Here is a 25,271-nt window from a genome sequence, read left to right on the forward strand (position 1 = left end):
GCCGTGGACGCAGCTTAGCCAGCTAAACGCCGAAAGATCGGTATCCCTAATTCACCAGCCGCACCGCGCCAGCTTCGCTGACATCACAACCGCCGAGCTCGCCCGCACGCTCGCGAAAGCCTGGCTGCCGCATGAAATCGAATAACGCCTGCGGCCCCTTCATGAAGTAGTCGCGCTGGCGCATCACGAGATCGAAGCGCTCCCAGGTGAGCGGCAGGAAATCGAGGCCCGCCGCCTTGGCCACGCTGCGCGTCGCGATCCCGCAATCGATGCGGCCGGCGCGGATGGCTTGCGCGATGTCGGGGCCGGTCGGGAAGGCAGGTTTTGTGAGTTTCAGATCCTCAAGTGCGATGCCGGCGCGGGCAACCAGCGCCAGCAGCAGCAATTGCGCGCCGGCGCCCGCAGGACGCTGCGCCATGCGGGCGCGCGAGGTGGCGATCGAGGCCATGTCGCTCAGGGACAGCGGATTGCGAGGTGCAACCAGGATACCCTGCTCACGCCTGATGAAGCCGAGCACGACCGCATCGTGCAATCCGCTCACATCCGCGACCGCATCGATATTGGCGGTTTCGTCATCGCCGTCGAGCCGGTGCAGATGGATCGCCGCGACCATCACCTCGCCGCGGACGAGCCGCCGCAGTCCTTCCTCGCTGCCCTCGGGCAGATTTGCGAGGCCACAATGGCTTTCGCGCAGGGCCCATTCCAGCAGCGGATCGTGGCTGCCGCCGACGATCGGCGGCGCCGCCACTTGCGCCAGCGCGGCGGGCGCGATCAGCCCGGCGGCGACCCAGCGGTCGAGCGCGGTGCGCGGAAACAGCCAGCGACCCGTCACCTTGCTGCAGGGTACTTCACGGTTCGCCACCAGCTCATAGAGCTTGCGTTCGGAGAGCCGCAGATATTCAGCCGCCTCGTCGGTGGTCAGAAGTTCGGGCATAGGCACCAATATGCATATAAGTGCAGATGTTCCAGAAATTGACCACATCGGCGCCATCTGCGCAAGATGTCTGCCAAACGGAAATCCCATGTCCCAGGACGCAACCGCCCTCCAACTCGTGCTCAGCGGGGATCCCGCGCTGTTCGCCATCGTGCGGCTGTCGCTCTATGTGAGTCTGTCTGCAGTCGTATTGGCGGCGCTGATTGGCATCCCCCTGGGCGCCTGGATCGCGCTGACGAAATTCCCGGGACGCCAGGGCGTCATCGTCCTGCTCAACGCACTGATGGGGCTGCCACCGGTGGTCGTCGGACTTGCTGTCTATCTGATGCTGTCGCGCTCCGGCCCGCTCGGCTCGTTCGGCCTGTTGTTTACCCCCGGCGCAATGATCGTCGCGCAGACCGTGCTGGTCGCGCCGATTATCGCCGCGCTGACGCGCCAGACCATCGAGGATCTCTGGATCGAATATCGCGACGAGCTCACCGCGATGAATCTCGGCCCGCTTGGCCGCGTCTCAGCGCTGATCTGGGACGCACGCTTCAGCCTCGTCACCGCGCTGCTCGCCGGCTTCGGCCGCGCGGCGGCGGAGGTCGGTGCCATCATCATTGTCGGTGGCAACATCGAGGGCTTTACCCGCACGATGACGACGGCGATTGCGCTCGAGACGTCCAAGGGCGACCTGCCGCTCGCCGTCGGCCTTGGCCTGGTGCTCATCGCGATCGTGATCACCGTCAACGCACTGGCCTGGACCGCCCGCCGTGCCGGCGAACGACTGGCGGGATGACCATGCGCGCGCCTTCAAGCGAACTGCCGATTGAGTTCGATAAGGTGACGGTCGCCGCCGGCGACGTCATGATCCTCCACCAAATCAGCCTTACGCTGGCACAGGGCGCACCGACCGTGCTGATCGGCACCAACGGCTCCGGCAAGTCCACGCTGCTGCGTCTGGCGATGGGGCTGCTTGCGCCGTCGCGCGGGCGCATCACTTGGGGCGGCGTGGAAGATGTCCCGCCGCTGAGACGCGCCATCGTGTTTCAGCGCCCGGCGATGCTTCGCCGCAGCGCCAGCGCCAATATCCGCTTCGCGCTGCGCGCGGCCGGCGTCCCCCGTGCCGAACACGCGCGCCGCACCGGCGAACTGCTCGACCTCGTCGGCCTTGCCCAAGTCGCCGAGCGCGCCGCGCGCCGGCTCTCCGGCGGCGAGCAGCAGCGGCTGGCGCTGGCCCGCGCGCTCGCGCGCGATCCCGCCGTGCTGTTCCTGGACGAGCCAACGGCCAGCCTCGATCCCGTCGCCACCAAGGCGGTGGAAGACATCATCCGCGCGGTGAGCGAGCGCAACATCAAGGTCGTGATGGCGACCCATGATCTTGGCGAGGCGCGACGGCTCGCCGGCGAAATCGTCATGCTTCACCGCGGCCGCATCGTGGAGCGCGGTGCCGCGGCATCGTTCTTCGACGCGCCGCAGACCTTGGAGGCGAGGGCGTTCCTCGCCGGAGAACTTTTGCTTTAGTGCATGATCCGGAAAAGTGGGTACCGGTTTTCCGAAAAGATCATGCTCAAACCAAATGGAGAAGAGAAATGAACATGCTCACGCGCCGCCTGATCATCGCGGCAGCCGCCAGTTTCGCCCTTGCTGGTCACGCCGTCGCACAGGATAAATCCATCGTCGTGGCCTCGACCACCTCGACGCAGGATTCGGGCCTGTTCGGCCACATCCTGCCGATGTTCAAGGCCAAGACCGGCATCGACGTCAAGGTGGTGGCGCAGGGCACCGGGCAGGCGCTCGACACCGCGCGCCGCGGCGATGCCGATGTCGTGTTCGTCCACGCTAGGCCAGCGGAAGAAAAATTCGTTGCCGAAGGTTTTGGCGTCAAGCGCTACCCCGTCATGTACAACGATTTCGTCCTGATCGGACCGAAGAGCGACCCGGCCGGCATCAAGGGTTCGAAGGACATCGTCGCCGCGCTCGGCGCGATCAAGGCCAAGGGCGCCGACTTCATCTCGCGCGGCGACAAGTCCGGCACCCATCAGGCCGAGCTCAACCTCTGGAAGGTCGCCGGCATCGACATCGCCAAGGACAAGGGCCCCTGGTACAAGGAGATCGGGCAGGGCATGGGTGCGGCGCTGAACACCGCGTCAGCCTCCAACGCCTATGTGCTCGCCGACCGCGGCACCTGGCTGTCGTTCAAGAACCGTGGTGACCTCGTCATTTCAGTCGAAGGCGACAAGCGCCTGTTCAACCAGTACGGCGTCATGCTGGTCAGCCCGGAGAAGCATCCCAGCGTGAAGAAGGACCTCGGCCAGCAGCTCATCGACTGGCTGGTCTCCGCAGAAGGCCAGAAGGCGATCGCCGACTACAAGATCAACGGCGAGCAGTTGTTCCATCCCAACGCCAGCGATTCCGGCGCGTGACAGTCGTGCAGATCTCTGCGTTTGTTGGGCTCTGGCGATCACGACGTCCCCGGCCTTGCCCCAATAGGAGATTTCGATGCTTCGCCCGGGCCTCATCGCCATCGCACTGATCGCCTCGCTCGGGCCGGCCGTGGCGGCCGACGACGGCTGTGAAAAATTCGCGTGGTCGCTCGCGCGCCAGCGCGAGGCGTTCGCCGCACCGGACAAAACGACGATCGCGGCAGGCGAGACGCTGCATGCGCTGCCGACAGGCGCGCTGGTCATTCGCCTGCAGCCGGGGGTACAAGCTTCCTTTGCGATGCCGCCGGAGCGCAAGCCGCGAATAGAGCAGTGGCATGGCGGGATAGTGCGCCTTCCCGCGCCGCCAAAGGCCGGCATCTACCAGATCACCCTGTCGGACGATGCCTGGATCGACGTGATCCAGAACGGCCGCTACACCCGTTCGGTCGGCAGCACTGGCCGCGGCGATTGCCCCGGCGTGCGCAAGAGCGTGCGGCTTGATCTGGACGCAAGCCCGTTCGTGCTGCAGCTCAGCGGCGTCGCGCCTGATACGATCGCCGTTACGATTGGGGCGGTTGAGTAGGTTTGCCGGCCGCGTTCAATATGAGCGTATCGTCGGAGTCGGACTTGGCATTCGGGGATTGCTACTCTTGTCGCAGGAACGTTTGGCTTTCAGGTAGGTGAATATTTGTTCACGCGGCGAGGCATGGTCGTTATGTCGCATGCCGGAACGGTGGGCGCGCCCGCTGGTTAGCCCCGACACGTTCACTGGAGTTCGATGATGAAGAAGTTAGCTATCGTGTTCGCCGTGGGTGCCGCAGCCTTGATCGGTGGTTCCGCAGCCAACGCCGCAGACGGCGGGATGAGGTCGAAGGGTTCAACTGACGCTACGCAGACCGCGACCGATTTCAGCGCCCATCGCCGCCACTGGCGTCATCACTGGCACCACCATCATTACCGGCCCTACTACAGGAGCTACAACTACTATGCGCCGCGTCGGTACGGCTATTATGGACCGCGCTATTACGGGCACCGTTATTACGGCGGCGGCCCCGGCGTAACCTTCAGCTTCGGCAGCGGCTGGTAACGCAAGCTGACGGAACAAAAAGCCCGCGAGCTTCGCGGGCTTCTTTTCGTAGGATGACGCAACTACAATTCGCGCGCCTTCGACCGCGTTCGCCCGGATTCCGATGCGAGCCGCATCACGGATTGCTTCCCGCCCTTGCGCGCGGCCTTCACTGCGATTTGGATGCGGCCGTTTGCCTTACGTGCCGCCGCACTCGCGCGCTTCGCCACCGTATTTGCCGCAACGCGCAGTTTTCTGACGACGGCATTCTTGCCGGCTTCGGCAGTCTCGGTTTCGGCCTTGCGTACTAGCGCACTGGCGGAAGGCGTCAGATCGACGTCCACGGCACGCATCTGCTCGCTCCGCGACAGGCCGCCGACGCCCTCGCATGGCGCCTTGTGTGGCAGATCGACCGGCATGAAGACGGTGCTTTCCTCGTCGATCCAGGCTTCAGCCTTGTGGCCCGTGATGATCTTGACGTATGCGCGCGTTTCCTTCGGCAGGGAGCTGCGCCGCGACAGCCATTTCTCGATCCGGCCGCCGCCCGCATTATAGGCTGCCGCCGCGAGGCCGAAATTTCCGAATTGATCATGAAGCTTGCGTAGGAACCGTGCCGACGCCGGAATGGCCTGCAGCGGATCGAATGGATTCTTCAAACCCATCTCGACAGCGGTTTGCGGCATGAATTGCGCGATACCCTGCGCGCCGGCCGAGCTGACCTCCGCCGAGCGAAACCTGCTCTCCTGCCAGAGCAGGCGCACCAGGAATCCGATCGGAATATCGTGTTCCTCGGCTGCCGCCTTCACCGCTTCGCAGATCACGTCTGGTAATGCGCGCTCCTCGTTCACCGCCACGGCCGCGTGAGCATCAGCATCGGCGCTCGCTGTCGTCGCAATCGGCGCAGCACCATCTGTTGCGTCCAAGGGCTGCGAATACTCGAGCGACGCGCTCGCAGTTCCGGAAGTTGAGTGCGGTGTGAGTTCCGATTGGGCTTCAGCTTCGGCGATAATGAAAGACGGTTCCGTCCATGACGACTGGATGCTGGAACTTTCAAAATCCGCGGCGACTACAAACACAGCAAGCGCAACGGCGAAAAGATATCGCATCAACGTTCCATTCGTGGTGTGTGATGGCCGGCCGGATAGAAGTGGGATGTGGACATTTCGCGGATTAACTGCGGCAGAGAGATGATTTTCGCAACCGTAGTTCTACCGATGGGAACCAAATGCGAGTGAGCGGAGCGTTTGCTTACATCGCGCTATATGCCGCGCTGTACGGTGCATTCGGCGTGGCGTCACCTTTCTGGCCCAAATATTTCGAGACCAGAACACTCACTCCAGAACAGATCGGCTTCATACTGGCAGCGGCATTGTTGGTGCGGCTGATCGCTGGTCCACTTATCGGGACGCTCGCTGATTTCCTGCAGTCGCTGCGCCTTGTGCTCGCATCCTGCGCGGCACTCGCTGGCGCGGCGGCTGTCGCTTTGCTGTGGGCGAACGGCTTCTGGTTGTTGCTTGTGGTGGCGCTCGTTCAAGCGGCGGCGCTGGCGCCCACGACGTCGATTGCGGATGCATTGTCGGTCAATGCCGCGAAGCCGCAGATGAAGGGAAGGCCGTTCGAATATGGATGGATACGAGGCTCCGCATCGGCGGCCTTCGTTTGCGGCACACTCGTTATCGGGCAATTGATAAGCCCTGATGATCTCACGCGCGTGGTCTGGTTGAACGCGGTATTGCTGATCGTCGCTGCCGGCGCGACCGCGTTGGTGCCGGCCGTAGCCGCGCCCTTGGCGCACCACGTCGGTACATCGCAGGTCGCGGGCGAAGTTCGCAAGCTGCTTCGGCAAGCGCGGTTTCGAAATCTGATTGTCGTCTCGGCATTGATCTATGGCAGCCACGCCATGCATGACGCCTTTGCCGTGATCCGGTGGAGCCATGCTGGAATAGATACCTCCGTCATTAGCATCTTGTGGTCGGAAGCCGTCGCAGCGGAAGTCATCGTGTTCCTTCTGATTGGTCCGGCGTTGCTCGATCGTTTCGGTCCGCGCGTTGCGGCGGCGATTGCGGCGGCCGCCGGAATCCTGCGTTGGTCGATCGTCGGGGTAACGAATTCCGTGGCGGTGCTCGCGCTTGTGCAACCGTTGCACGGCTTGACGTTCGCGCTGGTCCATCTCGCCTGCATGCGCATGATGGGAAGTCTCGTTCCCACCCACCTGGCTGCAACCGCGCAGTCGCTTTACGCGTTCGGTTCAGGCGCCGTGACGGCTGCGCTGACGCTGTTTTCGGGCTTCTTCTACGCCCGTTATGGTGGAGGCGCATTCGTCGGGATGGCGGTCCTCTGCGGCATCGCGCTGCCGCTGGCCTGGTTTGGCTTTACCGACGCGCGGGATTAGTCTGCTGACGTTGGTGCGGCTGGGCCTGCGGGTCTGGCTTCCTTGCCCCGCGGAGGATTTTGCAGATTGGTCTCGGAGGGCGACCTCAGCTCCGCTCTGGAAATCGTCCGGGCCGAAGCGGCCGGGCCGGTGGAGGGCATCTTCGGTCCGGCGTCGGTGACGTGGCGGATCGACCGGGAGGCCGTCCTCTTTCTCGGCGCCGGGCGCGCGCTGCTGCTTCAGCTCGCGCACCCCTGGGTCGCCGCCGCCATCGCCGAACACTCGCGCACCTTGCTGGACCCGGTCGGCCGTTTTCACCGGACCTTCGAACTGATGTTCACGATGGTGTTCGGCTCGCGCGACGGCGCGCTCACCGCGGCGCAACGCCTGTATCGCCGGCACACCATGATATCGGGCGTGCTGCCTGAAACGGTGGGTCCCTTCGCCGGTGGTTCGTCCTATCGTGCCAATGATGTCGCCGCCCTGCGCTGGGTTCACGCTACCCTGGTCGAGACATCAGCGATGGCGTACGGCCTCGTCCTGCCGCCCCTCTCGGTCGAGGAGCGCGAGCGCTATTGGACCGAGAGCCGGCTGTTCGCCGGATTGTTCGGGCTGAAGCGATCTGATCTGCCGGCGGACTGGACAGCGTTCGCGGACTACAACGCCGCCATGGCCCAATCCGATATCTTGACCGTCAGCGACGCCGCGCGCGAGGTGGCCGGACAGATCTTCGCCGGCGCGCGGAGATGGCTGCGGCCGCCGCGATGGTATCTGGCGCTGAGCGTCGGCATGTTGCCGGAGCGGCTGCGCGCGGGTTTCGGCTTCGACGTCAATGAGCGCGATAGAAAAGCCGCCGATCGCGCGCTGGTATGGCTGCGCCGCGTTTACCCGCACCTGCCGACGCGCCTTCGTTATGCCGGTCCCTATCACGAGGCGCAGGAGCGGCTGCAGGGAAAGTTGCAGCCCGATCTGGCGACACGGTGCTCCAATCGCGCCTGGATCGGACGGCCGCGGCTCGCTGATGTCTGGATCAACCCACCAGCGTAAACGCCTCGTGCACCGACGACTGGACCGACCCGGCCGTCACGGCGCGGCTCGCGAGGTAGACGGCATCGCCGATGCCCGCCTGTTGCGTGCCCGACCGCCACAATTCTCATTGCCGGCTGACACGATGTCACCTTGCGTCGGTTGCATCTGGCATGATGGGATGGCCCGGATCCTGCTTTGACAGGTTGCGACCAGCCTGACGAGGCGCAGCAGCAGTTCAAGGAGCCGGGCCCATGGAAGAACGGGAAATTCGAGACCTGATTGCAGACGTCAAGAACGGCCAACTGTCGCGGCGGGCCTTTGTCCAGCGCATGATCGCGGTCGGCCTGACCGCGCCGATGGCCGGGATGATGCTGAGCCAGTCCGGGGTCGCGATGGCCGCGACGACATATCCCTACAAGCCGACAAAGGCCGGCGGCGGCGGCGTGCTGAAGCTGATGTACTGGCAGGCCATCACCCTGCTCAATCCGCATTTCGCCGTCGGCACCAAGGACCAGGAAGGCTCCCGGATTTTTTATGAGCCGCTGGCGGGATGGGACAATGACGGCAATCTGGTGCCGGTCCTCGCGGCAGAAATTCCGAGCAAGGAGAACGATGGATTGGCCGAGGACGGCCGCTCGGTGATCTGGAAGCTGAAGCGCGGCGTCAAATGGCATGACGGCATGCCGTTCACGGCCGACGACGTCGTCTTCAACTGGGAATATGCCAAGAACCCGGATACCGCGGCGGTCTCGATCGCAAGCTACCGGGACATCAAGGTCGAGAAGATCGACGACTTCGCCGTCCGCGTCGTCTTTGCCAAGCCGACGCCGTTCTGGGCCGATGCCTTCGTCGGCAATTACGGCATGATCATCCCGAAACATCTGTTCAAGGACTATGTCGGCAGCAAGTCGCGCGAGGCGCCGAACAATCTGAAGCCGGTCGGCACCGGCGCTTACCTGTTCGTCGATTTCACGCCCGGCGACATGCTGCGCGCCAAGATCAATCACAACTACCACGTCGCCAACCGGCCGCAGTTCGACGAGCTCGAGGTCAAGGGCGGCGGCGACGCGGTGTCGGCGGCGCGCGCGGTGCTGCAGACCGGCGAGTATGACTATGCCTGGAACATGCAGGTGGAAGACCAGATCCTGCTCAAGATGGAAGCCGTCGGCAAGGGCAAGATCAACATCGTGACTTCAGGCAATGTCGAATTCATGCAGCTCAACTCGACCGATCCTGCCGTTGAGATCGACGGCGAGCGCGCCAGCATCAAGACCAAGCATCCGCTGTTCTCCGATCCGGCGGTGCGCCAGGCGATGAATCTCCTGATCGATCGCGCCTCGATCGAGAAGCACATCTATGGCCGCACCGCAGTGGCCACTGCGAACTTCCTCAACAACCCGGAACGCTTCCGCTCGAAGAACACCAAGTTCGAATTCAATGTCGACAAGGCCAACCAGATTCTCGAGGCCGCCGGCTGGAAGAAGGGCGCGGACGGCATCCGCGCCAAGGACGGCAAGCAGTTGAAGTTCGTGTACCAGACCTCGATCAATGCGCCGCGGCAGAAGACCCAGTCCATCATCAAGCAGGCGTGCCAGAAGGCCGGCATCGAGGTCGAGTTGAAGGCGGTGCTGGGCTCGGTGTTCTTCTCATCCGACATCGCCAACCCCGACACCTACACGCATTTCTACTGCGACATGCAGATGTACAACACCACCATGCCGCAAGCCGATCCGCAGTTCTTCATGAACCAGTATGTGTCGTGGCAAGTTGCCAACAAGGACAACAAGTGGCAGGGCCGCAACGTCTCGCGTTGGCAGAACAAGGAATATGACGAGATCTACAAGCAGGTCGAACAGGAGCTCGATGCGGTAAAGCGCGCGGCGTTGTTCATCAAGCTCAACGACCTCGTTGTAATGGACAATTACATTCAGCCGATTGTTTCACGCACCCGGGTGGCCGCGCTCGGCGGCAAGCTGACCGCACATATTTCGGGGTGGGACGCGGATTTGTGGCAGTTGGCGAACTGGTACAAGGAGGGGTGAGGCGATCGCGGTGCCGGGGCCGGACTCGGTGCCAGAACTATCGCCTAAAGACAAAAGGCCCGCAGGACGCGGGCCGTTCGGTTTGGCAAACGTGGCGTAGCCAAGCGCGTGCGTCGGCAGCCTCTACGACGAGGATATCCTTGGGAGCCGGGAGCCCAAGATTTTCTCTAGTCTCGCCAGCGGCTCCTATTGCGGTCCCAAGTGTTAGTTCATCCCAAGTCTTGCTTTGATCCCAAGTCTTGCTTTGATCCCAAGTCTTACTTCGGTCCCATGTGGTGGGGATCAGCTCTCGGCCCACCGCTGTAATGATGGCTGCCGCGGGGGCCAGCTTTGCCCGTGGTTACGCCGGTATCCTTCTTACCCATGTGATGCGGCTCGTTCCTCGGGCCGCCACTGTAATGGTGGCCGGTTGATTCGGTATCGGCTCTCTTGGTCTGCGCCATCGCCGGCATGGCGGCGAGCGAGAGCGCCGTAGCGGTGATGAGAAGTGTGCGAATGATCATGTCTGCTGCGCCGGTTGGTGGACCCGCTGCATCAGATCACGGAGAGGGTTTGGCAATTTGCGGCCTCGCCGGCGATGGCTTGAAGGATTTGACTTGCGTCAAATCAGTTCCCCGCACGGCACTACGCTGACGTCCCCGAAAACGGAGCCTTCGCGGACCCTTGCTGATATAAATCAAATCGGTCACCGAAGTTTGCTCCAAGCTTGCGTCATGACGGACGCGATTTTCATAGCCGCGGCGCTGACCAAGACCTACGTCTCCGGCGAAGTGCAGGTCCACGCCCTGAACAATGTCGATCTCCGGATCACGGAGCGGGAGGTGGTGGTGCTGCTTGGCCCGTCCGGCAGCGGCAAAACCACGCTGCTCAACATCACGGGCGGGCTCGATCATCCAATCAGCGGCAAGCTGTTCTTCAAGGACTTCGAGCTTACCGGCCTGAGTGACCGGGAGTTGACCGATTATCGGCGCCGGCACGTCGGCTTCGCGTTCCAGTTCTATAATCTCGTTCCCAGTCTGACCGCTTATGAGAACGTGGCCCTGGTGACGGAATTTCCGAGCGTCCGATGCGCCCGGACGAGGCGCTCGAACTGGTCGGGCTTGAAGGGCGTATGCATCACTTTCCGGCGCAGCTTTCCGGCGGCGAACAGCAGCGCGTTGCGATCGCCCGCGCCATCGCCAAGCGTCCCGCGGTGCTGTTGTTCGACGAGCCGACCGGCGCGCTCGATTCCAAAACCGGGATCAAGGTCATCGAAGCGCTACTCGGCGTCAATCGCCAGCTCGGCACCACGACGCTGATCATCACCCACAATGCAAGCATCCAGCAGGTCGCGGACCGGGTCCTGTTCTTCGCTGACGGACGGATCTCGCGGAGCCAGCGAAACGAAGCGCGCTGCGAGGCGGCGCAGCTGGCTCGGTGACGCCATGTCGGCGCTCGACATCAAGCTGTTTCGCGACGTGAGGCAGCCAGCCGGTCCGTAAGGTAGATGCCAAGGGCTGCGATCGAAATGCCGATCAGGGCGGCGCTATCTTCCAGAAGCACAATGAAGGAGGGCGGGTCCTTGCTGCGCCTGATGGCGTCCCAGTAGCTGAGATCGCCCTTGACCGTCCGAAACGTGGCGAGCGCCAGCCACCATGAGGCGCCTTCGAACAGGGCCGACAATGCGAGGACGAGGTAGTTCACCGTGATGTTCTCGATGGGGGAAGGATCTGCGATATGGGAGATACCTTCGTAGACGGAAATTCCCGCACCAAGGGCAAACAACTGAACGGTTAACAGGTTTCCTATCTTGTCGACGAATGCCGCGAGAGGCGCGGGTATGTCGGCTTGCAGAACCATCACGAAGGCTCCGCGGTTCGGTTCCGCAATTTGCGCGTCTTGCCATGCTGATCCGCTGCAGGGGCTCGGAACATCGCAAGTGCCGACGTGTTCAGCTTGTATCCGAGCAAACTTGCGTCTGCGCGAAGCGGAGTGAACGCGTCACCTCATAAGAGCTGAATATCATGAAGCACCTGACCGTTGCCAATTCCCGAGAAGCATTTCTGACCGGTTCCGTGGCGGTCTCCGCTGTTGCAGCCATGATTGGCGGTGCGTTTGCCGGCAGCACGATCGTCACGCCGCTTTACATCATATACAAGGAGCAATTCGGCTTCTCCCAGATCACGCTTACCCTGGTGTATGGCGCCTACATTTTAGGGAATCTGGTTGCACTGCTGTTCTTTGGCCGCGTTTCCGATGTAATCGGCCGTCGTCGCACGGCACTTCCGGCAATGGCAATCGCCATGTTGAGTGCCTTGGTGTTTCTGTTTGCTGAAAACGTGGTTTGGCTCTACGTCGCCCGAATACTGAGCGGGATAAGTATCGGCATTGCGACCGGGGCAGGCACGGCCTGGCTTGCAGAGCTGATCCAGGAGCAGGACAAGTCGCGTGCAACGACGATCGCGACAAGCGTCAATTTCTTGGGTCTTGCCGTCAGCGCATTGATGGCCGGCATAATTGCGCAATATCTGATGTCGCCATTGCAATTGCCCTTCGTCATTTACGCGATCGCGTTGTTGTTGGTGATCGCCTTGATCTCGATGACCGAGGAGACAGTTGCGCACCCGGGCGGTCTTTCGAATGTCTCATTCCGCCCGAATGTTTCGGTACCTTCCCAGATACGGACGAAATTTGTTGCGCCGGCAGTGACCGGATTTGGCGCAATGGCGCTGGTCGGATTCTTTGCCGCGATAGGACCAAGCGTGCTCGCGCAGGACTTGCATGTAACCAATCATGCGGTCGCCGGGGCATTGTTCTTCGAACTTGCCATCGTGGTGGCAGCCACCATCGTCGTGACTCGGAACTTATCGAGCCAAGTGGCAATGCTCACGGGCCTCGGACTTATGATTCCCAGTGTCGTCCTCGTTGTGTTGGCGGAGGTCTTTGCTTCCATGTGGCTGCTGCTCGTGGCAACAGCCACTTGTGGCATTGCTTCGGGTCTCGGTTACCGTGGCAGCCTGCAAGTCGTGAATCAGATTGCGCCGGCGGACAATCGTGCCGCAGTCGTGTCGAGCTACTTCATCTGCGGCTTTTCGGGCAACGCGTTGCCAGTGATAGGGATCGGAGTCATCTCGACGCTTGCTGGAGGCTTGATCGCGGACGCTGTTTTTGCCGCAGTGATCGTGGTGTTTGCGCTGGCCGCAGTTGCAATGCAGGTGTTTCGCCGAGAGTAGGCCAAGGCCTGCAGACGGTAACCGGCGTTGCGAGTCACGCTGGAACCGCGGTCCGCCTCAGTCCGAACGGCAAAGCCGACCCCGCAAGGATTAGAAACTGGCCAGATTGCCTGGCGTTCTCGAGTAAGAAAATCCATCAGCCAGGCGGACGCCATCCAGTCGTGACGATCTCGCCGTTGGATCTATGGGACCGGAAAGACCAGATCGCCGCGTTATGCGGCGCCGGCGCTCGCTCAGTAGCGCAAGTTGTCACCGTGGAACCAAAGCGCCAAGACAGCGTCAATGCGATGGGCACGATTGGCCAAGCGCCCGAAATTGCCATTCGGACTTGGGAGTATCTAGAGAGGAAACTCAATGCAGATGGGGCAAGTCTACCCTGTGTCGAAGCGGTCATGCTACCTGCTGGGGATGTAGCCTTCCGGAATAGCCCAGATCCTGTGTCCAATCTCCATTCAGGTCATACCTCAGGGTCAATCAGTGCAAGACCCGTCTCGGGGTCCTTCTTCTTTCGCAGGTGCGCGGGACTTTCGTTGAGAATGATCTCAAGCGTCGGCCGTACGTGAGCTTCGCCCAAATGGCCCGCCATTGCGGTTCCGTCGCGCCTGCCGAGGACGATGTGGACATGCAGACTGCCCTGACCGGACGGGCTCTCCGCCACGTCGCCGATCATGGATGCTACTTCGACCTGCTCCGTTACAGGGATGCGCAGATAATCCTTCTTGTCCCAGTCGAAGTACATGAGGACCGCATCGCTGAATGCACCGATCGCGGTCAGTTGGGCGGCTCGGACTCCTTCATCATTGATGAAACGCCGGAGGCAATCCATCACTTCATCGCCGGCGTCGAGGATGAGCGCGTAGGTCCGTTGGCCATTGGCCTGATGCAGAAGCTTGTGTTGCATCTTGCTCTCGCGTTTGTTCGAACCAATCGCGGATTTCATCAAAAAGTTCCTGGAAAACCTAGGAACCGCTATGGGTACCGCCTGTTTTTCATTGGGGCGACGACGAACAGTATCGGACGCACTACCATGGCATCCCCCACCGCATCGGACATTCTGGTCGAGACGCTGCTCGACTGCGGCGTCGACACGATCTTCGGCATGGGGCTATCGCAGCGAGCCTGGCCGTCTCGGTCACGCAATTGCTGCCCAAGCCGGTAAGATTCTGGGCGGCGGATCTGCAATTAATGGGGCCGTGGCAAAGAGAGCCCTGCCCTCTGACTTCGCAAGATGGCTGGCGCATGATCTGCGAGACTGGGACTTTGCGCACGTGCTTGAGTGGTACAAAACGCTGGAGGATACGCCGGCAGGCGCGGATGAATGGCATGGTCGAACGGGGCCGTTTCCGGTCCGTCAGCCTGCGTTTGAGGAAACCACGCACACGCTTCGTGGTTTTGTTAAGGCTGCGATGGCGACCGGCTTTCCGTTCATCGATGACTGCAATGGCTGGGAGCAGCATGGTGTCGGTATCGATCCAATGAACGTCATCAATGGCGTCCGCCAGAACTCTGCTATTGCCTATCTTCCCGACGAGGTTCGTGCGCGCGAACCTGACAGTGCGCCGGCGGGGCGCACGTTGATCGGATAAAGTTTCAAGGCTCACGCGCCGTCGGCCTTCAACGCATCTCGAAAATTCTCCCAAAAATACGGAAGCGGACCAATGTCTTAAGCTATTGATTGTATCTGAGTTTTCATATTGGTGCCCCTGGCCGGAATCGAACCAGCACTCCTTGCGGAACTCGATTTTGAGTCGAGCGCGTCTACCAGTTCCGCCACAGGGGCCTTCGGTCGCGGGGCGGATGCCCGGTGCGGCGAAGCGGGGCGGAATATAGCGGGCGGCTTGCCCGGGTCAACCCGCGCGGAAGTGATTTGGCACCGCGCGACGCCGGTGGCGGCAGGATGGGGCGGCTGCTATTTGTTCGGGCATCAGCCCATGCGCCGGAGAGCGTCCGTGACATCGACCGCTGCCCATTCCTCGCCGACCCGCGTTGCGGCCGATCCGGCCGCTGTCGCGGCGCTGGCGATTGCGGCGACGGCCGCCGTGACACTGGCGGGCGCCTGGTTCTTCCAGCTCGTGCTGGACATCCGGCCCTGTCCGCTCTGTCTCGAGCAGCGCTATGCCTATTATCTGGCCCTGCCGCTGGCTCTCGTGATTGCGTTCGCCGCCGTCCGCGGGGCGCCGCGGCCCGTGCTGCTCGCCGGGTTTGCGGTGCTCTTGCTCGCCGCGCTCGCCAATGCCTGGCTTGGGGGCTATCACGCCGGCGTCGAATGGAAGTTCTGGCCGGGGCCGAACGATTGCTCCGGCCCGGTCGCCGATCTCGGCAGCGCCGGCACGCTTTTGCAGCGCCTCGACACGGTCAAGGTGATCCGCTGCGACGAGGTGCAGTGGCGCTTCCTCGGCCTTTCGCTCGCCGGCTACAACGTGCTGATCTCGCTGGCGATGGCGTTGATGGCTGTATGGGGCATCGTGGCGGCGAAGCGGGCGGCGTAGGCCGCGGTCCGTGTGAAATTCGCCCACCCCTAATCGTCCACATCCTCCTGCGGACGGCCGAACAGATGCACGATCCCGGGCGTCGTGATCGAGACGAACACGAAACGTGACAGGTGATGGGCGCCGACGAAGATCGGGTCGATATGCAGCGTGAGCGCCAGCGCCAGCATGGCGTCCATCGCGCCTGGCGCAAAGGCGACCACCACGTCGGCGAAGCGCACATGCGTTGCCAGCACGATCACCGTAACGAAAATGCCGGAGATGATGATCGCCACCGCGAACGAACCGAGCCCGGCATTGATGTGGCTGACCAGGGTCTTCTTGCTGATCCGCGCAAAGCGCGTGCCGATCACGGCGCCGATGCCGACCAATGCGATGTTGCGCATCCAGGGCGGCAGGCCGCCCTCGATCAGGCCGGTGCCGTGCAGCATGGCGGAGGCGATCATCGCGCCGAACATCCAGCTCGCCGGAAATTTGGCGAGCCGCAGGGCCAGCGCGACGGCGACGGCCGCTGCCGCCAGCACGGCGACTTCGAGCGGCGAGGCGACGACGACATTCAGCAGGTCAACCGGCGCGCTCGGCGCCACGCCGGTCACGGCCAGCAAGAGCGGCAGCGCCGCCGTCAGGATGATCACGCGCATGGTCTGCACGACAGCGATCGCCGCGACATCGGCGCCCTTCTCGGCGGCGAGCATGGTGATCTGCGACAGCGCGCCGGGGCTCCCCGCCAGCAGCGCCGAGGTCTGGTCCCAGCCGTGCACGCGCTGCAGGTAGATGCTCGAGCCGAAGGTCGAGCAGAAGGTCGCGAGCGCCAGCAGCCCGATGGTGAGCGGATAGGCGCTCATGTGCTGGATCAGTTGCCGCGACACCAGCGAGCCCAGCGTGATGCCGAGCAGCACCAGCACAGTCTGCGTCAGGATCGCCGGCATGGTAACGGGACGGCCGGAGAGCGCGGCAATCCCGACGGCGGCCATCGCGCCGGAAATCAGCCCGCCGGGCAGGTTGAGCCACAGAAACAGCAGGCCGCCGGCGGCGCCGATCGCGAGCGTCTCCAGCATGCCCAAAATTTTGGCGCGGTCGGCGATAACAGAGGATATCGAGGCGGGGATCATGGTCACGCCGCCTTATGGCAAATCCGTCACCGCCCGACAAATGCGTCTCGCGATTGCAGCAATGCGCGGGCCGCGTCGTGGACGATCTTCCCGGACAGGAGAGCAAAGGCGATTACTTCGCCTTTGCAGCCGCGGCCTTCTTCTTGCATTCGGAGCGGAATTTCCGGCGCTCCTTGCCATGCAGTCCCTTGGCGTCGGCTTCCTTCGAACATTCCAGCGACGCGGCGGTCCGCGGCTTCTCGGCCTTCTCCGCGGTCGGCGCCTTGGTTTCGGTCTTGGTCGCCTCGGTCTTGGCCGGCGCCGTGGTTTGCGCGGATGCGGCACCGATCAACAGAAGGGAGGCCACGGCGGTCGCGGTGGCAAGGGAGAATAACTTCGTCATGAGGCACCTCGGCTTGAAAGCAAGGGCGCAAGCGTCGTGCTCCCATGCTGAACCACGGGTGAACGAAGCGGAATCGCATGTCACAAAAATTTTTTCTGGACGTGCCGTCTTCGCGTTGTCGCAAGTTGTAGTTGCGCTAGGATGCCGCCCGCAGATGACTATCCCCAAGGAGACCAGGGATGACTATTCAAGCAAAAATACTGGGTGCGATTGCGGTGTCGGGTTTGGCTGCGTTTGCGATGGCGACGCAGGCGAGCGCCCTGACGGCGCAGGAATGCAGCGCCAAATATCAGGCCGCGAAAGCCGCCGGCACGCTCGGCGACCAGAAGTGGAACGACTTCCGCAAGGCGCAGTGCGGCGCCGATGCAACGGCTGCGCCGGCCGCTGCAGCACCAAAGGAAGCCGCCAAAAAGGAATCGAAGGAAACGGCCAAGGAAGCGGCGGCGTCTGCCGCGCCGTCCGGTCCTGCGGTCTTTCCGAACGCCGTTGATGCGAAATATGCGAAGGAAAAGGCCGCGAAGCAGCGCATGCAGACCTGCCTCGATCAATACAATGCCAACAAGGCCACCAACGGCAATGGCGGCCTGAAGTGGATCCAGAAGGGCGGCGGCTACTACAGCGAATGCAACAAGAAGCTGAAGGGCTCGGCCTGACGCTCTGCCGGGCGCGGCCGGAGGCTCCGGCCGCGCCTACAAATGGCGGAGCAATGTTTCGGCTGATTTCGCCACCAGTTGCGCGCGCTTGCGCGGGCCCCGTTCGAGAAACAGCAGGCCCTGGCCGAACACGAAGCAGTAGAACAGGAACGCCTGCGCGTCGGCTTCCTCCGCCGCCAGGCCCGTTGCGCGAAAGAGATTTCCGACATTCCTCAAGCGCACGGCATCGACATGGGCTGCCGCGCCGGCGGCAAGCTCATCGGAGCGAGCCCATTGCCGGATCGCCAGCTCGACCGCCATGCCTTCGGTATTCACGCGTTCGGAATATTGCGGTATCAGCGCCTTCAGCCGTTCGCGCGCGGTGGCGCCGCCGAGGCTGGTGTGTTTTTCGATCGCGGCGATCCGGCCCGCACTCCAGTGCTGAAGCATGGCCTCGAGCAGGGCCGCGCGATCACGGAAGCGACGATAGAAGCCGCCCTTGGTGACGCCGAGCTTCTTGGCCAGCACCTCGACCCGGACCCCCTCGACGCCGGTGCGGGCGATTTCCTCAAGCCCGGCCTCGATCCAGCGCTCGCTGTGCACCTCGCCGGTTCGCGGGTCTGCCTTGGTATCTACCTTGGCCTCGCTCTTAAGGTCGCTCATGGCTGCGGTCTCACCGATTCTTGATACGGCGCCGTATTGCTAACCCGGCGGCGGGCTGATACGCTACCGTATCAGAAGCGAAAAAGGGCGGAGCGAACGATGGAGACGGACGCGACCTATCGCGGCACGGTCTATCCCTGGCAGTGCGACCATGTCGGGCACATGAACATCATGTGGTATGTCGGCAAGTTCGATGAGGCGAACTGGAATCTGTTTGCACGGCTCGGCCTGACGCCGTCCTATTTGCGCGAGTCCGGCCGCGGCATGGCCGCCGTACAGCAGAACGTCACCTACAAGCGCGAGCTCCTGGCCGGCGACATCGTCGAGGTCAAAAGCCGTGTCCTGGATGTCCGCGACAAGTCGATCCGCTTCATCCACGAGATGCGCAACGCCGAAACCGGCGAGATTGCCGCAACCTGCGAATTCGTCGGCGTTCACATGGACCGGCAGGCGCGCAAGTCGACCGCCTTCGCGCCAGCGATTCGCGACGCCGCAATGCGCCATCTCGAGCCGGCGATGGCGTGAACGGCATGGCGCGCTTCGAGCCGAAAAATCCGGATTATCGCGCGATCTCGATCGAGACGTTCGAGGCGCAGCGTGCGATGAAGACGCTCGGCATTTCGATTGCCCGGCTAGAGCCCGGCGAGGTCGATCTCGCGATGGAATATTCGGCCGAGTTCACCCAGCAGCACGGCTTTGTCCACGCCGGAGTGATCACAGCAGGCCTCGACAATGCGTGCGGCATCGCCGCGTTCACGCTGATGCCGGCGGGATCGGGGATCCTCACTGTGGAATTCAAGACCAACCTGCTGGCGCCCGCGCGCGGCGAGCGCTTCGCCTTCAGCGCCACCGTGGTCAAGCCGGGCCGCACGCTCACCGTCTGCGAAGCGCGTGCCTATGCAGTGCATGAGGGCGTGGAGATCCTGATCGCGACCATGAGCGGCACGCTGATGGCGCTGGCTCCGCGCGAGGCCACCGCCTGGGGCCGTGCGCTCGCGGAGGTCTGATTCTGTTGCAGTGCAAATTCATGCTATTGGCATAGCAGGATGTGAAAAATCATTCTATGGTCGCGCCGTGCAGCAGAGTCTTTCAACTTGATCATCACGACAGCGCAGGGCGTGCTGGGACTGGCGTCGGGGGCGCTGGTCGGGTTCTCGCTTGGCCTCGTCGGCGGCGGCGGCTCGATCCTGGCGGTGCCGCTGATGGTCTATGTGGTCGGCGTGGCGGAGCCCCATGTCGCGATCGGCACCAGCGCGATCGCCGTTGCCGCCAACGCGGCGGTCAACCTCTCCAACCATGCGCGCGGCGGCACCGTGATCTGGTCCTGTGCGCTGATCTTTGCCGTCTCCGGCATGCTCGGGGCCTTCGGTGGCTCGATCCTCGGCAAGATGATGGACGGCCAGAGGCTGCTGGCGCTGTTCGCGCTGGTCATGATCGTGATCGCGCTGTTGATGCTGAAGACGCGCTCGCGCATCGGACTCACTGACGTCAAAGCCTCGATGTCGAACATGCCGGCGATCGTTGGCCTCGGGCTTGTGACCGGAACGGTGTCGGGATTCTTCGGCATCGGCGGCGGCTTTCTGATCGTGCCGGCCCTGATGCTGGCAACCGGCATGCCGATCCTGAACGCGGTGTCGTCCTCGCTGGTCGCCGTCACCGCCTTCGGCCTGACTACGGCCGCCAGCTACGCCTGGTCCGGGCTGGTGTCCTGGGCGCTGGCGGGACTGTTCGTGGCGGGCGGCATCGCCGGCGGATTGGCCGGCACGCGTTCGGCGCGGCATCTGGCCGAACGCCGCGGCGCGCTCAATATCGTGTTCGCCGTGGTTATTATTGCTGTAGCGCTCTATATGCTGGCGCGTAACATATCCCCATCCCATCCGTAAGAATGGGGATGCAGCCTTTCGCGAGACAAAGATGAAGCGAACGAACCATCCGGCCGGAATCAGCCCGGTGCATACACGGCGCCAGGCGCTTGGCCTGCTCGGCGCGGGTGCGGCCTTGCTCACCTCGCGACCGGCCCTTGCGCAGCGTGTCGACGACGTGCTGACCGAGGCGCTGGTGCTGCGCGATCCCGACGTGCCCGCGACCGGCAATCTCGACGGCGACATCAACATCGTCGAATGGTTCGATTACAACTGCCCCTATTGCCGCAAGGTCGCGCCCGAGATCCAGCAAGTGGTGCAGGACGACGGCAAGGTTCGCCTGGTGCTGAAGGACTGGCCGATCCTCGGTGAGGTCTCGAAATTCGCGGCGCGGATGGCGCTGGCGGCGAAGTATCAGGACAAGTACATGGCCGCGCATGAGGCCCTGATCGGCGTCAGCTCGAAACTGACCGAGCCGCGCGTTCGCGAACTATTGGCAGGCGCCGGCCTCGACATGGACCGCCTGAACCGCGATGCCGCGGCCAATGCCAATGCGATCGATAAAATCCTCGCCCGCAACCACGATCAGGCGATCGCTTTCGGATTCAAGGGAACGCCGTCCTTCATCGTCGGCAAATTCCGCGTGCCGGGCATCCTGACGATGGCGGAATTCGAGACGGTGATCGCCGACGCGCGCAAGGCGAAGAAGGCCAACTAGTTCGGCTTCTGCTGAAGAGAAAGGATTATGCGGGAAGGCCTGCCTTGCGCAGGCCGTCGGCGAGCAGCTCGACAGGCCACCGACGCACGCGGCCGGCCCAAACCGAAATACGAAAATCCGGCTCGTGCTCAAGCAGCCGCGCGGCTGCTTGCTTGGCTTCCGGATCTCGGCCCAGATGCGCGAGCGCGGCCACAAGGCAGCGATGGATCAGCATGAAATTTTCCTTGTGGTGGAGCGCCTTCTCGGCCGCGGCCACCGCATCATCGAAGCGGCGGAGGTTAATGAACGCAACCGCCATGAACGCCTGCAGCGTGTAGAGCATCGGATCCAGCGGGCTCAGCCGTATGGCGCGTTCCAGGCTCTGTACCGCGTCTTCATTGCGCCCGACCACAAGGGAAGTGATGCCGCGATAGCTCCAGGCGATCGATGAACTGGGATTGAGCGCGACCGCCCGATCGACCATCTCTATTGCAGCGGCGAAATCGCCGCTGACGTAAGCCTTTGCAAACCCGACGGCAGACAGGGTCTCCGGGTCGTTTTCGTCGATGCTGAGCACCAATTGGGAAAGCCGCATCACCTTGCCGACCTCCGCTTGCGGATCAGCGGACCACCCGTGGATGAGCTTCAAGATATGACAGGTGATGGCCAGTGAGGCCGCAACGCTGTATCTCGGGTCAATCTTCAAGGCGCGCTCGAGCAATCGGATGGCTTCCGCGGCCCCCTCGGCGGTCATTGAGTAATAGGGCGGCATTGCCCGCAAGTAGAGGTCGTATGCGCTGAGATCATTCGGCCGGCGCACCGCATGTTCGATTTCGGCTTCCAGCAGTTTCGGCCGAATGGCGGCGATGACATTCGTTGTTATTTCGTCCTGAAGCGCAAAAACGTCGCCGAGATCTCCCTCAAAACGATCTGCCCATACATGCGCACCGGTGCTTGCGTCGATCAATTGACCGGCGATGCGAACCCGTTCGGCGACCTTCCGGACACTGCCTTCCAGAATGTAGCGGACACCGAGTTCGCGGCCGACCTGCTTGATGTCGACGGCCCGGCACTTGTACGTAAAGCTCGAATTACGTGCGATGACGAACAGAAATTTGAAGCGGGAGAGCGCGGTGATGATGTCATCTACGACGCCATCAGCGAAATAGTCTCGGTCGAGATCGCCGCTCATGTTCTGGAACGGCAATACTGCAATCGAGGGCCGGTCGGGGAGGGGCAAGGCCGCTTGCGGCGTTTCCGCGGCCGCGTCGGCGGTAGCTGGCGATTCCAGCCCATCCAGCTCCTGCACCGCTCCGATAAACCGGAAGCCCTTGCGCGGCAACGTCTTGATAAGGCGTTGTTCCTGGCCGGAATCGCCGATCACGCCACGCGTGGCGTTCAGGCGCGTCGTGATGGCCGCATCGGACACGGAGCGCCCATTCCAAACGGCGTTGATGAGGTCGTCCTTGCTGACGACGCGCTCCCTGTGACGGATCAGATAGTCGAGCAGATCGAAAACCTGTGGCGTAACGCTTACGACTTCCGCCCCGCGACACAGCTCGCGCCGGTCTGTGTCGAATGAAAAATCCTCGAACACGTACCGCAAGTTGCCATTCCCCTTGTGGCCTTCGAAGGCTCCGGCACTGCGAGCAACACCTCAAAGAATAGGCCCCCGGTAAGGAAAATGTAAGCCGGATGTCAAGCGCGCCGGCCTCCATCCGGGCACCCTTGCCGGGTGGAGATGCATTTAGGAGAGATCGCCGTGAATACGGCCCATGCTGCCCTCGACCGATCCGCGTGGCGTCCGATCGTGACTTACAACACCCAAAGAAGAAGACGCCCGGCGGGCGTCTTCTCCAGTTATTGCTCGCAGATTACCGCGACGAAATCTTCACCCAGTCCTCATGGGCGCGCGTCTTCAGCTTGTCCCAATCGGCCTTCGCCACGTCCCAGTTGACGATGGTACGGTTGGCTTGCGCGACCTGGCCGTTCGCCACACTCGACGTCTGCATGGAATCGTAGACATAGACGCCGCAAACCAACAGCAGCGCACCCAAAATCATCCCGACAAACGTCTGCATGACGGTTCCTCCGTTGCGCCTGATAACGTCGTGCCTGGAGGATGGTTCCGCGTCAACCGCCGCGCAGCCACGCCAGCATTTCCGCGTTCATCTCGCGCGGATAGGTGTGGCTGAGGTCGTCGAGTTCGCGGTAGATGACGCTGGCGCCGGCCGCCGTGAGCGCTTGGGCCGTCTGCCGCGCCACCTGTACCGGGAACATCCAGTCGAGCCGGCCATGCACGATATGAACGGGCAGGCCGCGCAGCCGGTCGGCATCGGCCATCTCGGCCATCAGCGGATGAAACGTCGCGGCCACCGGGGCAAGGTGGGTGAAGGGCGAGGCACCATCGAGCCCGGTGACGTAGCAGAACGTTCCGCCGTCGCTCATCCCAGTCAGCAGCATCCGTCCGGAATCGACGTTCCAGCGCGCCCTCACCGATTCCAGGATACGCATCAGGTTCGGCGTATCGGTATCCTCGCCCATCAACGCCCAGGTCGGGCCGGTGGCGGTCGGCGCGACCAGGATTGCGCCGCGGCTGCGGGCGTCGCGCAGCCAGCTCCACAGGAAGCCGCGGCCGTTGCCGCTGCCCCCGTGCAGCGCCATCACCAATGGCCATGCGCGCTCGCGCGTATAATATTCCGGCACATAGAGCGAAAAGCCGCCGCGGCTGCCGGGCTCGTTGCGCTCATGAAAGATGCCGGTGTTTTCGCCTGCCGGCGCCGCGAGCTTCGCGGCGAGATCGGTATCTTTGCGCAGCGCCGGATCGACAAAGAAGTCGTTCACCGGCGGCAGCCTGGTTGCCAGCGGATACAGCGCCTCCTGCGCACGCGGCGCGTAACGCAATGCGCGAAACAGGCTGACGAAATCGCCATTGCCGTTCTGCACGAGGCGTAATCCTGCGAACGCGGTCAGCGCCGCGTCGCTCGCCGTCTCCAGTGCAGCTTTGATGTCCGTGAATTTCTCCGGCCACTGCTCGAGCCTCGGCCGGACCGCGCGCAGCGCTTCGTCCGGCTGGCCGGCGGCCTGCATCACACGATCGAAATCCGGCGGGTTGAGGTAGCGCGCGACGAAGCTGAGCGCCTCCAGCGACTGCAGCAGCGGCGGCAGCACGGCCACGATGTCGTCCACCACGGCCTCGCTCATTGGGCACTCTCTGCGTTCAATGCAATCTATTCAGTGCGGTCTCGGCTCAGTGCAGCCTTTGTTCAGTGCAACCTTGGCGCCTTCAAGAGCTTGGCGCGGTCGGTCGAGGCCAGCACGACATCGAAGGTGAGGCCTTCGTGGTAGACCGTGAGCGGCACGTCGACGCCGGCATGCCCGAGCGACCAGAGCTTGCGATAGAAGCCGGTCTGGCTGGTGACCTTGTCGCCGTCGACGGCGAGTATGACGTCACCGGTCTTCAGTTCGGCCCGTGCGGCTGGTCCCTTGCCGGCGATGCCGACCACCACGACGCGGTTGTCGATTTCGGTGGTGTACATGCCGAGCCAGGGCCGCGCCGGTTTGTTGACGCGGCCGAATTTCCTGATGTCGTCGAGCACGGGCTTCAACAGGTCGATCGGTACGATCATGTTGACGTGCTCGGCCTTGCCGTCGCGCTCGCGTTCGAGCTGCAGCGAGCCGATGCCGATCAGTTCGCCGCGGCTCGAGATCAGCCCGGTGCCGCCCCAATTTGGATGCGCGGGATGGGTGAAAATCGCTTCATCAAGGAGGTATTCCCAATAGCCGGCGAATTCCTGCCTGGCCGCGATCTGGCTGGCGACCGAGCGCGTGCGGCCGCCGGCGCCGCCGACCACCACGCGGTCGCCGACCGCGGCAGCGGTCGAAGAGCCGAGTGGCAGCGGATCGAGATCGAGGTCGCCAAGCGCCTGCACCAGGCCGAAGCCGGATTCGAAATCGAAGCCGAGCGCGTGGCCTTCCACGACGCGGCCGTCGCCGCGATGCAGCCAGACGGCTTCGGCCTCGGTGATCAGATAGCCGATGGTCAGCACCAGTCCGTTGTCGATCACGACGCCGTTGCCGGCGCGTTCGGTGCCGAGCGTTTCCGCACTGTGGGCGTCAGGCGGAATGATCGAGTGCAGGCCGACCACCGACGACAGGGTCTTGTCGAGGTCGAACGCGTAATCGCCCGGGCGCGGCTGGTTGGCGGGCGGCACTCTCCATTCGGTCAAAGCGGCCATGGAAGGTCTCCTGGCGAACCGGTGCGCCTTTCCGGTAAGGACAGCGCGGCGAACTCACGACAATCTATGCTGCAAACGGCCATCTTGAAAGTGTTGCGCAAAATGAGCCGGCGCGCGACTCATAAGAGGACGGA

29 protein-coding genes, 1 tRNA gene and 1 pseudogene are annotated in these 25,271 nt (G+C 62.9%); 18 read left to right on the top strand and 13 right to left on the bottom strand.

Features of this window, described 5'->3' with window-relative positions; translation table 11 throughout:
* Positions 1-46: 46 nt before the first annotated feature.
* Positions 47-934 (bottom strand): helix-turn-helix transcriptional regulator, encoded by an 888-nt coding sequence (locus tag RX331_RS04305; protein WP_317255407.1) that lies wholly within the window; start codon positions 932-934, stop codon positions 47-49.
* A gap of 88 nt (positions 935-1,022) precedes the next feature.
* Between RX331_RS04305 and RX331_RS04310 the strand changes: the two genes are divergently transcribed.
* The 5 genes from RX331_RS04310 (at position 1,023) to RX331_RS04330 (ending at position 4,429) form a co-directional block, all read left to right on the top strand.
* The gene (locus RX331_RS04310) at positions 1,023-1,715 is read left to right on the top strand and encodes an ABC transporter permease (protein WP_317255408.1); all 693 of its coding nucleotides are present in this window, start codon (positions 1,023-1,025) and stop codon (positions 1,713-1,715) included.
* Positions 1,716-1,717: 2 nt separating this feature from the next.
* Positions 1,718-2,440, top strand: a complete 723-nt coding sequence (locus RX331_RS04315; RefSeq protein WP_317255409.1) for an energy-coupling factor ABC transporter ATP-binding protein — start codon at positions 1,718-1,720, stop codon at positions 2,438-2,440.
* Positions 2,441-2,514: 74 nt separating this feature from the next.
* Positions 2,515-3,342 (top strand): substrate-binding domain-containing protein, encoded by an 828-nt coding sequence (locus RX331_RS04320; RefSeq protein ID WP_317258008.1) that lies wholly within the window; start codon positions 2,515-2,517, stop codon positions 3,340-3,342.
* Between the two features lie 76 nt (positions 3,343-3,418).
* Complete coding sequence (locus RX331_RS04325; RefSeq protein WP_317255410.1) at positions 3,419-3,925, top strand: hypothetical protein; 507 nt, start codon at positions 3,419-3,421, stop codon at positions 3,923-3,925.
* Positions 3,926-4,123: 198 nt separating this feature from the next.
* On the top strand, positions 4,124-4,429 hold the full coding sequence (locus RX331_RS04330) for a hypothetical protein (RefSeq protein ID WP_317255411.1): 306 nt from the start codon (positions 4,124-4,126) through the stop codon (positions 4,427-4,429).
* 62 nt (positions 4,430-4,491) lie between these two features.
* On the opposite strand, the gene RX331_RS04335 is transcribed toward RX331_RS04330, so the two are convergent.
* A complete protein-coding gene (locus tag RX331_RS04335) occupies positions 4,492-5,331 on the bottom strand; it encodes a lytic transglycosylase domain-containing protein (protein ID WP_317255412.1) in 840 nt (279 codons plus the stop codon).
* A gap of 302 nt (positions 5,332-5,633) precedes the next feature.
* Between RX331_RS04335 and RX331_RS04340 the strand changes: the two genes are divergently transcribed.
* From RX331_RS04340 to RX331_RS04350, 3 genes are all read left to right on the top strand, one after another.
* Positions 5,634-6,800, top strand: a complete 1,167-nt coding sequence (locus tag RX331_RS04340; protein ID WP_317255413.1) for an MFS transporter — start codon at positions 5,634-5,636, stop codon at positions 6,798-6,800.
* Between the two features lie 66 nt (positions 6,801-6,866).
* The gene (locus tag RX331_RS04345; protein WP_317255414.1) at positions 6,867-7,826 is read left to right on the top strand and encodes an oxygenase MpaB family protein; all 960 of its coding nucleotides are present in this window, start codon (positions 6,867-6,869) and stop codon (positions 7,824-7,826) included.
* A gap of 233 nt (positions 7,827-8,059) precedes the next feature.
* A complete protein-coding gene (locus tag RX331_RS04350; RefSeq protein WP_317255415.1) occupies positions 8,060-9,850 on the top strand; it encodes a peptide ABC transporter substrate-binding protein in 1,791 nt (596 codons plus the stop codon).
* Positions 9,851-10,107: 257 nt separating this feature from the next.
* Here the strand turns inward: RX331_RS04350 and RX331_RS04355 are convergent, their stop codons facing one another.
* Complete coding sequence (locus RX331_RS04355; protein WP_317255416.1) at positions 10,108-10,353, bottom strand: hypothetical protein; 246 nt, start codon at positions 10,351-10,353, stop codon at positions 10,108-10,110.
* 210 nt (positions 10,354-10,563) lie between these two features.
* Here RX331_RS04355 and RX331_RS04360 point away from each other — a divergent pair.
* Positions 10,564-11,270: pseudogene (locus tag RX331_RS04360) on the top strand (ABC transporter ATP-binding protein).
* Between the two features lie 20 nt (positions 11,271-11,290).
* On the opposite strand, the gene RX331_RS04365 reads toward RX331_RS04360, so the two are convergent.
* Positions 11,291-11,689, bottom strand: coding sequence for a hypothetical protein (locus tag RX331_RS04365; RefSeq protein ID WP_317255417.1), 399 nt, complete (start codon positions 11,687-11,689; stop codon positions 11,291-11,293).
* A gap of 164 nt (positions 11,690-11,853) precedes the next feature.
* On the opposite strand from RX331_RS04365, the gene RX331_RS04370 reads away from it, so the two are divergent.
* The gene (locus tag RX331_RS04370; RefSeq protein WP_317255418.1) at positions 11,854-13,062 is read left to right on the top strand and encodes an MFS transporter; all 1,209 of its coding nucleotides are present in this window, start codon (positions 11,854-11,856) and stop codon (positions 13,060-13,062) included.
* A 457-nt stretch (positions 13,063-13,519) separates the two neighbouring features.
* Here the strand turns inward: RX331_RS04370 and RX331_RS04375 are convergent, their stop codons facing one another.
* Complete coding sequence (locus RX331_RS04375; protein ID WP_317255419.1) at positions 13,520-14,002, bottom strand: PPC domain-containing DNA-binding protein; 483 nt, start codon at positions 14,000-14,002, stop codon at positions 13,520-13,522.
* Between the two features lie 87 nt (positions 14,003-14,089).
* On the opposite strand from RX331_RS04375, the gene RX331_RS04380 reads away from it, so the two are divergent.
* Positions 14,090-14,221 (top strand): hypothetical protein, encoded by a 132-nt coding sequence (locus tag RX331_RS04380; RefSeq protein ID WP_317258386.1) that lies wholly within the window; start codon positions 14,090-14,092, stop codon positions 14,219-14,221.
* Positions 14,222-14,255: 34 nt separating this feature from the next.
* On the top strand, positions 14,256-14,648 hold the full coding sequence (locus RX331_RS04385; RefSeq protein ID WP_410708116.1) for a GMC family oxidoreductase N-terminal domain-containing protein: 393 nt from the start codon (positions 14,256-14,258) through the stop codon (positions 14,646-14,648).
* Positions 14,649-14,757: 109 nt separating this feature from the next.
* Here the strand turns inward: RX331_RS04385 and RX331_RS04390 are convergent.
* Positions 14,758-14,842, bottom strand: a tRNA-Leu gene (locus RX331_RS04390).
* A gap of 151 nt (positions 14,843-14,993) precedes the next feature.
* Here RX331_RS04390 and RX331_RS04395 point away from each other — a divergent pair.
* The gene (locus RX331_RS04395; RefSeq protein WP_410708117.1) at positions 14,994-15,551 is read left to right on the top strand and encodes a disulfide bond formation protein B; all 558 of its coding nucleotides are present in this window, start codon (positions 14,994-14,996) and stop codon (positions 15,549-15,551) included.
* A 29-nt stretch (positions 15,552-15,580) separates the two neighbouring features.
* Here RX331_RS04395 and RX331_RS04400 read toward each other — a convergent pair whose 3' ends face one another.
* Positions 15,581-16,669: an AbrB family transcriptional regulator gene (locus RX331_RS04400; protein ID WP_410708118.1), complete on the bottom strand. Its 1,089-nt coding sequence runs from the start codon at positions 16,667-16,669 to the stop codon at positions 15,581-15,583.
* Positions 16,670-16,775: 106 nt separating this feature from the next.
* Complete coding sequence (locus RX331_RS04405) at positions 16,776-17,045, bottom strand: PsiF family protein (RefSeq protein ID WP_317255421.1); 270 nt, start codon at positions 17,043-17,045, stop codon at positions 16,776-16,778.
* Between the two features lie 179 nt (positions 17,046-17,224).
* Here RX331_RS04405 and RX331_RS04410 point away from each other — a divergent pair, with 179 nt between their 5' ends.
* Positions 17,225-17,698 carry a hypothetical protein gene (locus RX331_RS04410; protein WP_317255422.1) on the top strand — a complete coding sequence of 158 codons (474 nt, stop codon included), beginning with the start codon at positions 17,225-17,227 and terminating at the stop codon, positions 17,696-17,698.
* Between the two features lie 36 nt (positions 17,699-17,734).
* On the opposite strand, the gene RX331_RS04415 is transcribed toward RX331_RS04410, so the two are convergent.
* Positions 17,735-18,340: a TetR/AcrR family transcriptional regulator gene (locus RX331_RS04415; RefSeq protein ID WP_317255423.1), complete on the bottom strand. Its 606-nt coding sequence runs from the start codon at positions 18,338-18,340 to the stop codon at positions 17,735-17,737.
* Between the two features lie 99 nt (positions 18,341-18,439).
* On the opposite strand from RX331_RS04415, the gene RX331_RS04420 reads away from it, so the two are divergent.
* The 4 genes from RX331_RS04420 to RX331_RS04435 all read left to right on the top strand — a co-directional run bounded on the left by RX331_RS04420 (position 18,440) and on the right by RX331_RS04435 (position 20,920).
* On the top strand, positions 18,440-18,865 hold the full coding sequence (locus RX331_RS04420; RefSeq protein ID WP_317255424.1) for an acyl-CoA thioesterase: 426 nt from the start codon (positions 18,440-18,442) through the stop codon (positions 18,863-18,865).
* A 5-nt stretch (positions 18,866-18,870) separates the two neighbouring features.
* On the top strand, positions 18,871-19,347 hold the full coding sequence (locus tag RX331_RS04425; protein ID WP_317255425.1) for a PaaI family thioesterase: 477 nt from the start codon (positions 18,871-18,873) through the stop codon (positions 19,345-19,347).
* A 90-nt stretch (positions 19,348-19,437) separates the two neighbouring features.
* Complete coding sequence (locus RX331_RS04430) at positions 19,438-20,223, top strand: sulfite exporter TauE/SafE family protein (RefSeq protein ID WP_317258011.1); 786 nt, start codon at positions 19,438-19,440, stop codon at positions 20,221-20,223.
* A 31-nt stretch (positions 20,224-20,254) separates the two neighbouring features.
* Positions 20,255-20,920: a DsbA family protein gene (locus RX331_RS04435; RefSeq protein ID WP_317255426.1), complete on the top strand. Its 666-nt coding sequence runs from the start codon at positions 20,255-20,257 to the stop codon at positions 20,918-20,920.
* 25 nt (positions 20,921-20,945) lie between these two features.
* On the opposite strand, the gene RX331_RS04440 is transcribed toward RX331_RS04435, so the two are convergent.
* The 4 genes from RX331_RS04440 to RX331_RS04455 all read right to left on the bottom strand — a co-directional run bounded on the left by RX331_RS04440 (position 20,946) and on the right by RX331_RS04455 (position 25,137).
* Positions 20,946-22,496 carry a winged helix-turn-helix domain-containing protein gene (locus RX331_RS04440; RefSeq protein WP_317258013.1) on the bottom strand — a complete coding sequence of 517 codons (1,551 nt, stop codon included), beginning with the start codon at positions 22,494-22,496 and terminating at the stop codon, positions 20,946-20,948.
* A gap of 277 nt (positions 22,497-22,773) precedes the next feature.
* On the bottom strand, positions 22,774-22,980 hold the full coding sequence (locus RX331_RS04445) for a hypothetical protein (protein WP_317255427.1): 207 nt from the start codon (positions 22,978-22,980) through the stop codon (positions 22,774-22,776).
* 52 nt (positions 22,981-23,032) lie between these two features.
* On the bottom strand, positions 23,033-24,103 hold the full coding sequence (locus RX331_RS04450; RefSeq protein ID WP_317255428.1) for a phospholipase: 1,071 nt from the start codon (positions 24,101-24,103) through the stop codon (positions 23,033-23,035).
* 62 nt (positions 24,104-24,165) lie between these two features.
* Positions 24,166-25,137: a S1C family serine protease gene (locus RX331_RS04455; RefSeq protein WP_317255429.1), complete on the bottom strand. Its 972-nt coding sequence runs from the start codon at positions 25,135-25,137 to the stop codon at positions 24,166-24,168.
* Positions 25,138-25,271 lie beyond the last annotated feature (134 nt).

The sequence above is a fragment of the Bradyrhizobium sp. BWA-3-5 genome, from assembly GCF_032917985.1.
GTDB lineage: Bacteria > Pseudomonadota > Alphaproteobacteria > Rhizobiales > Xanthobacteraceae > Bradyrhizobium.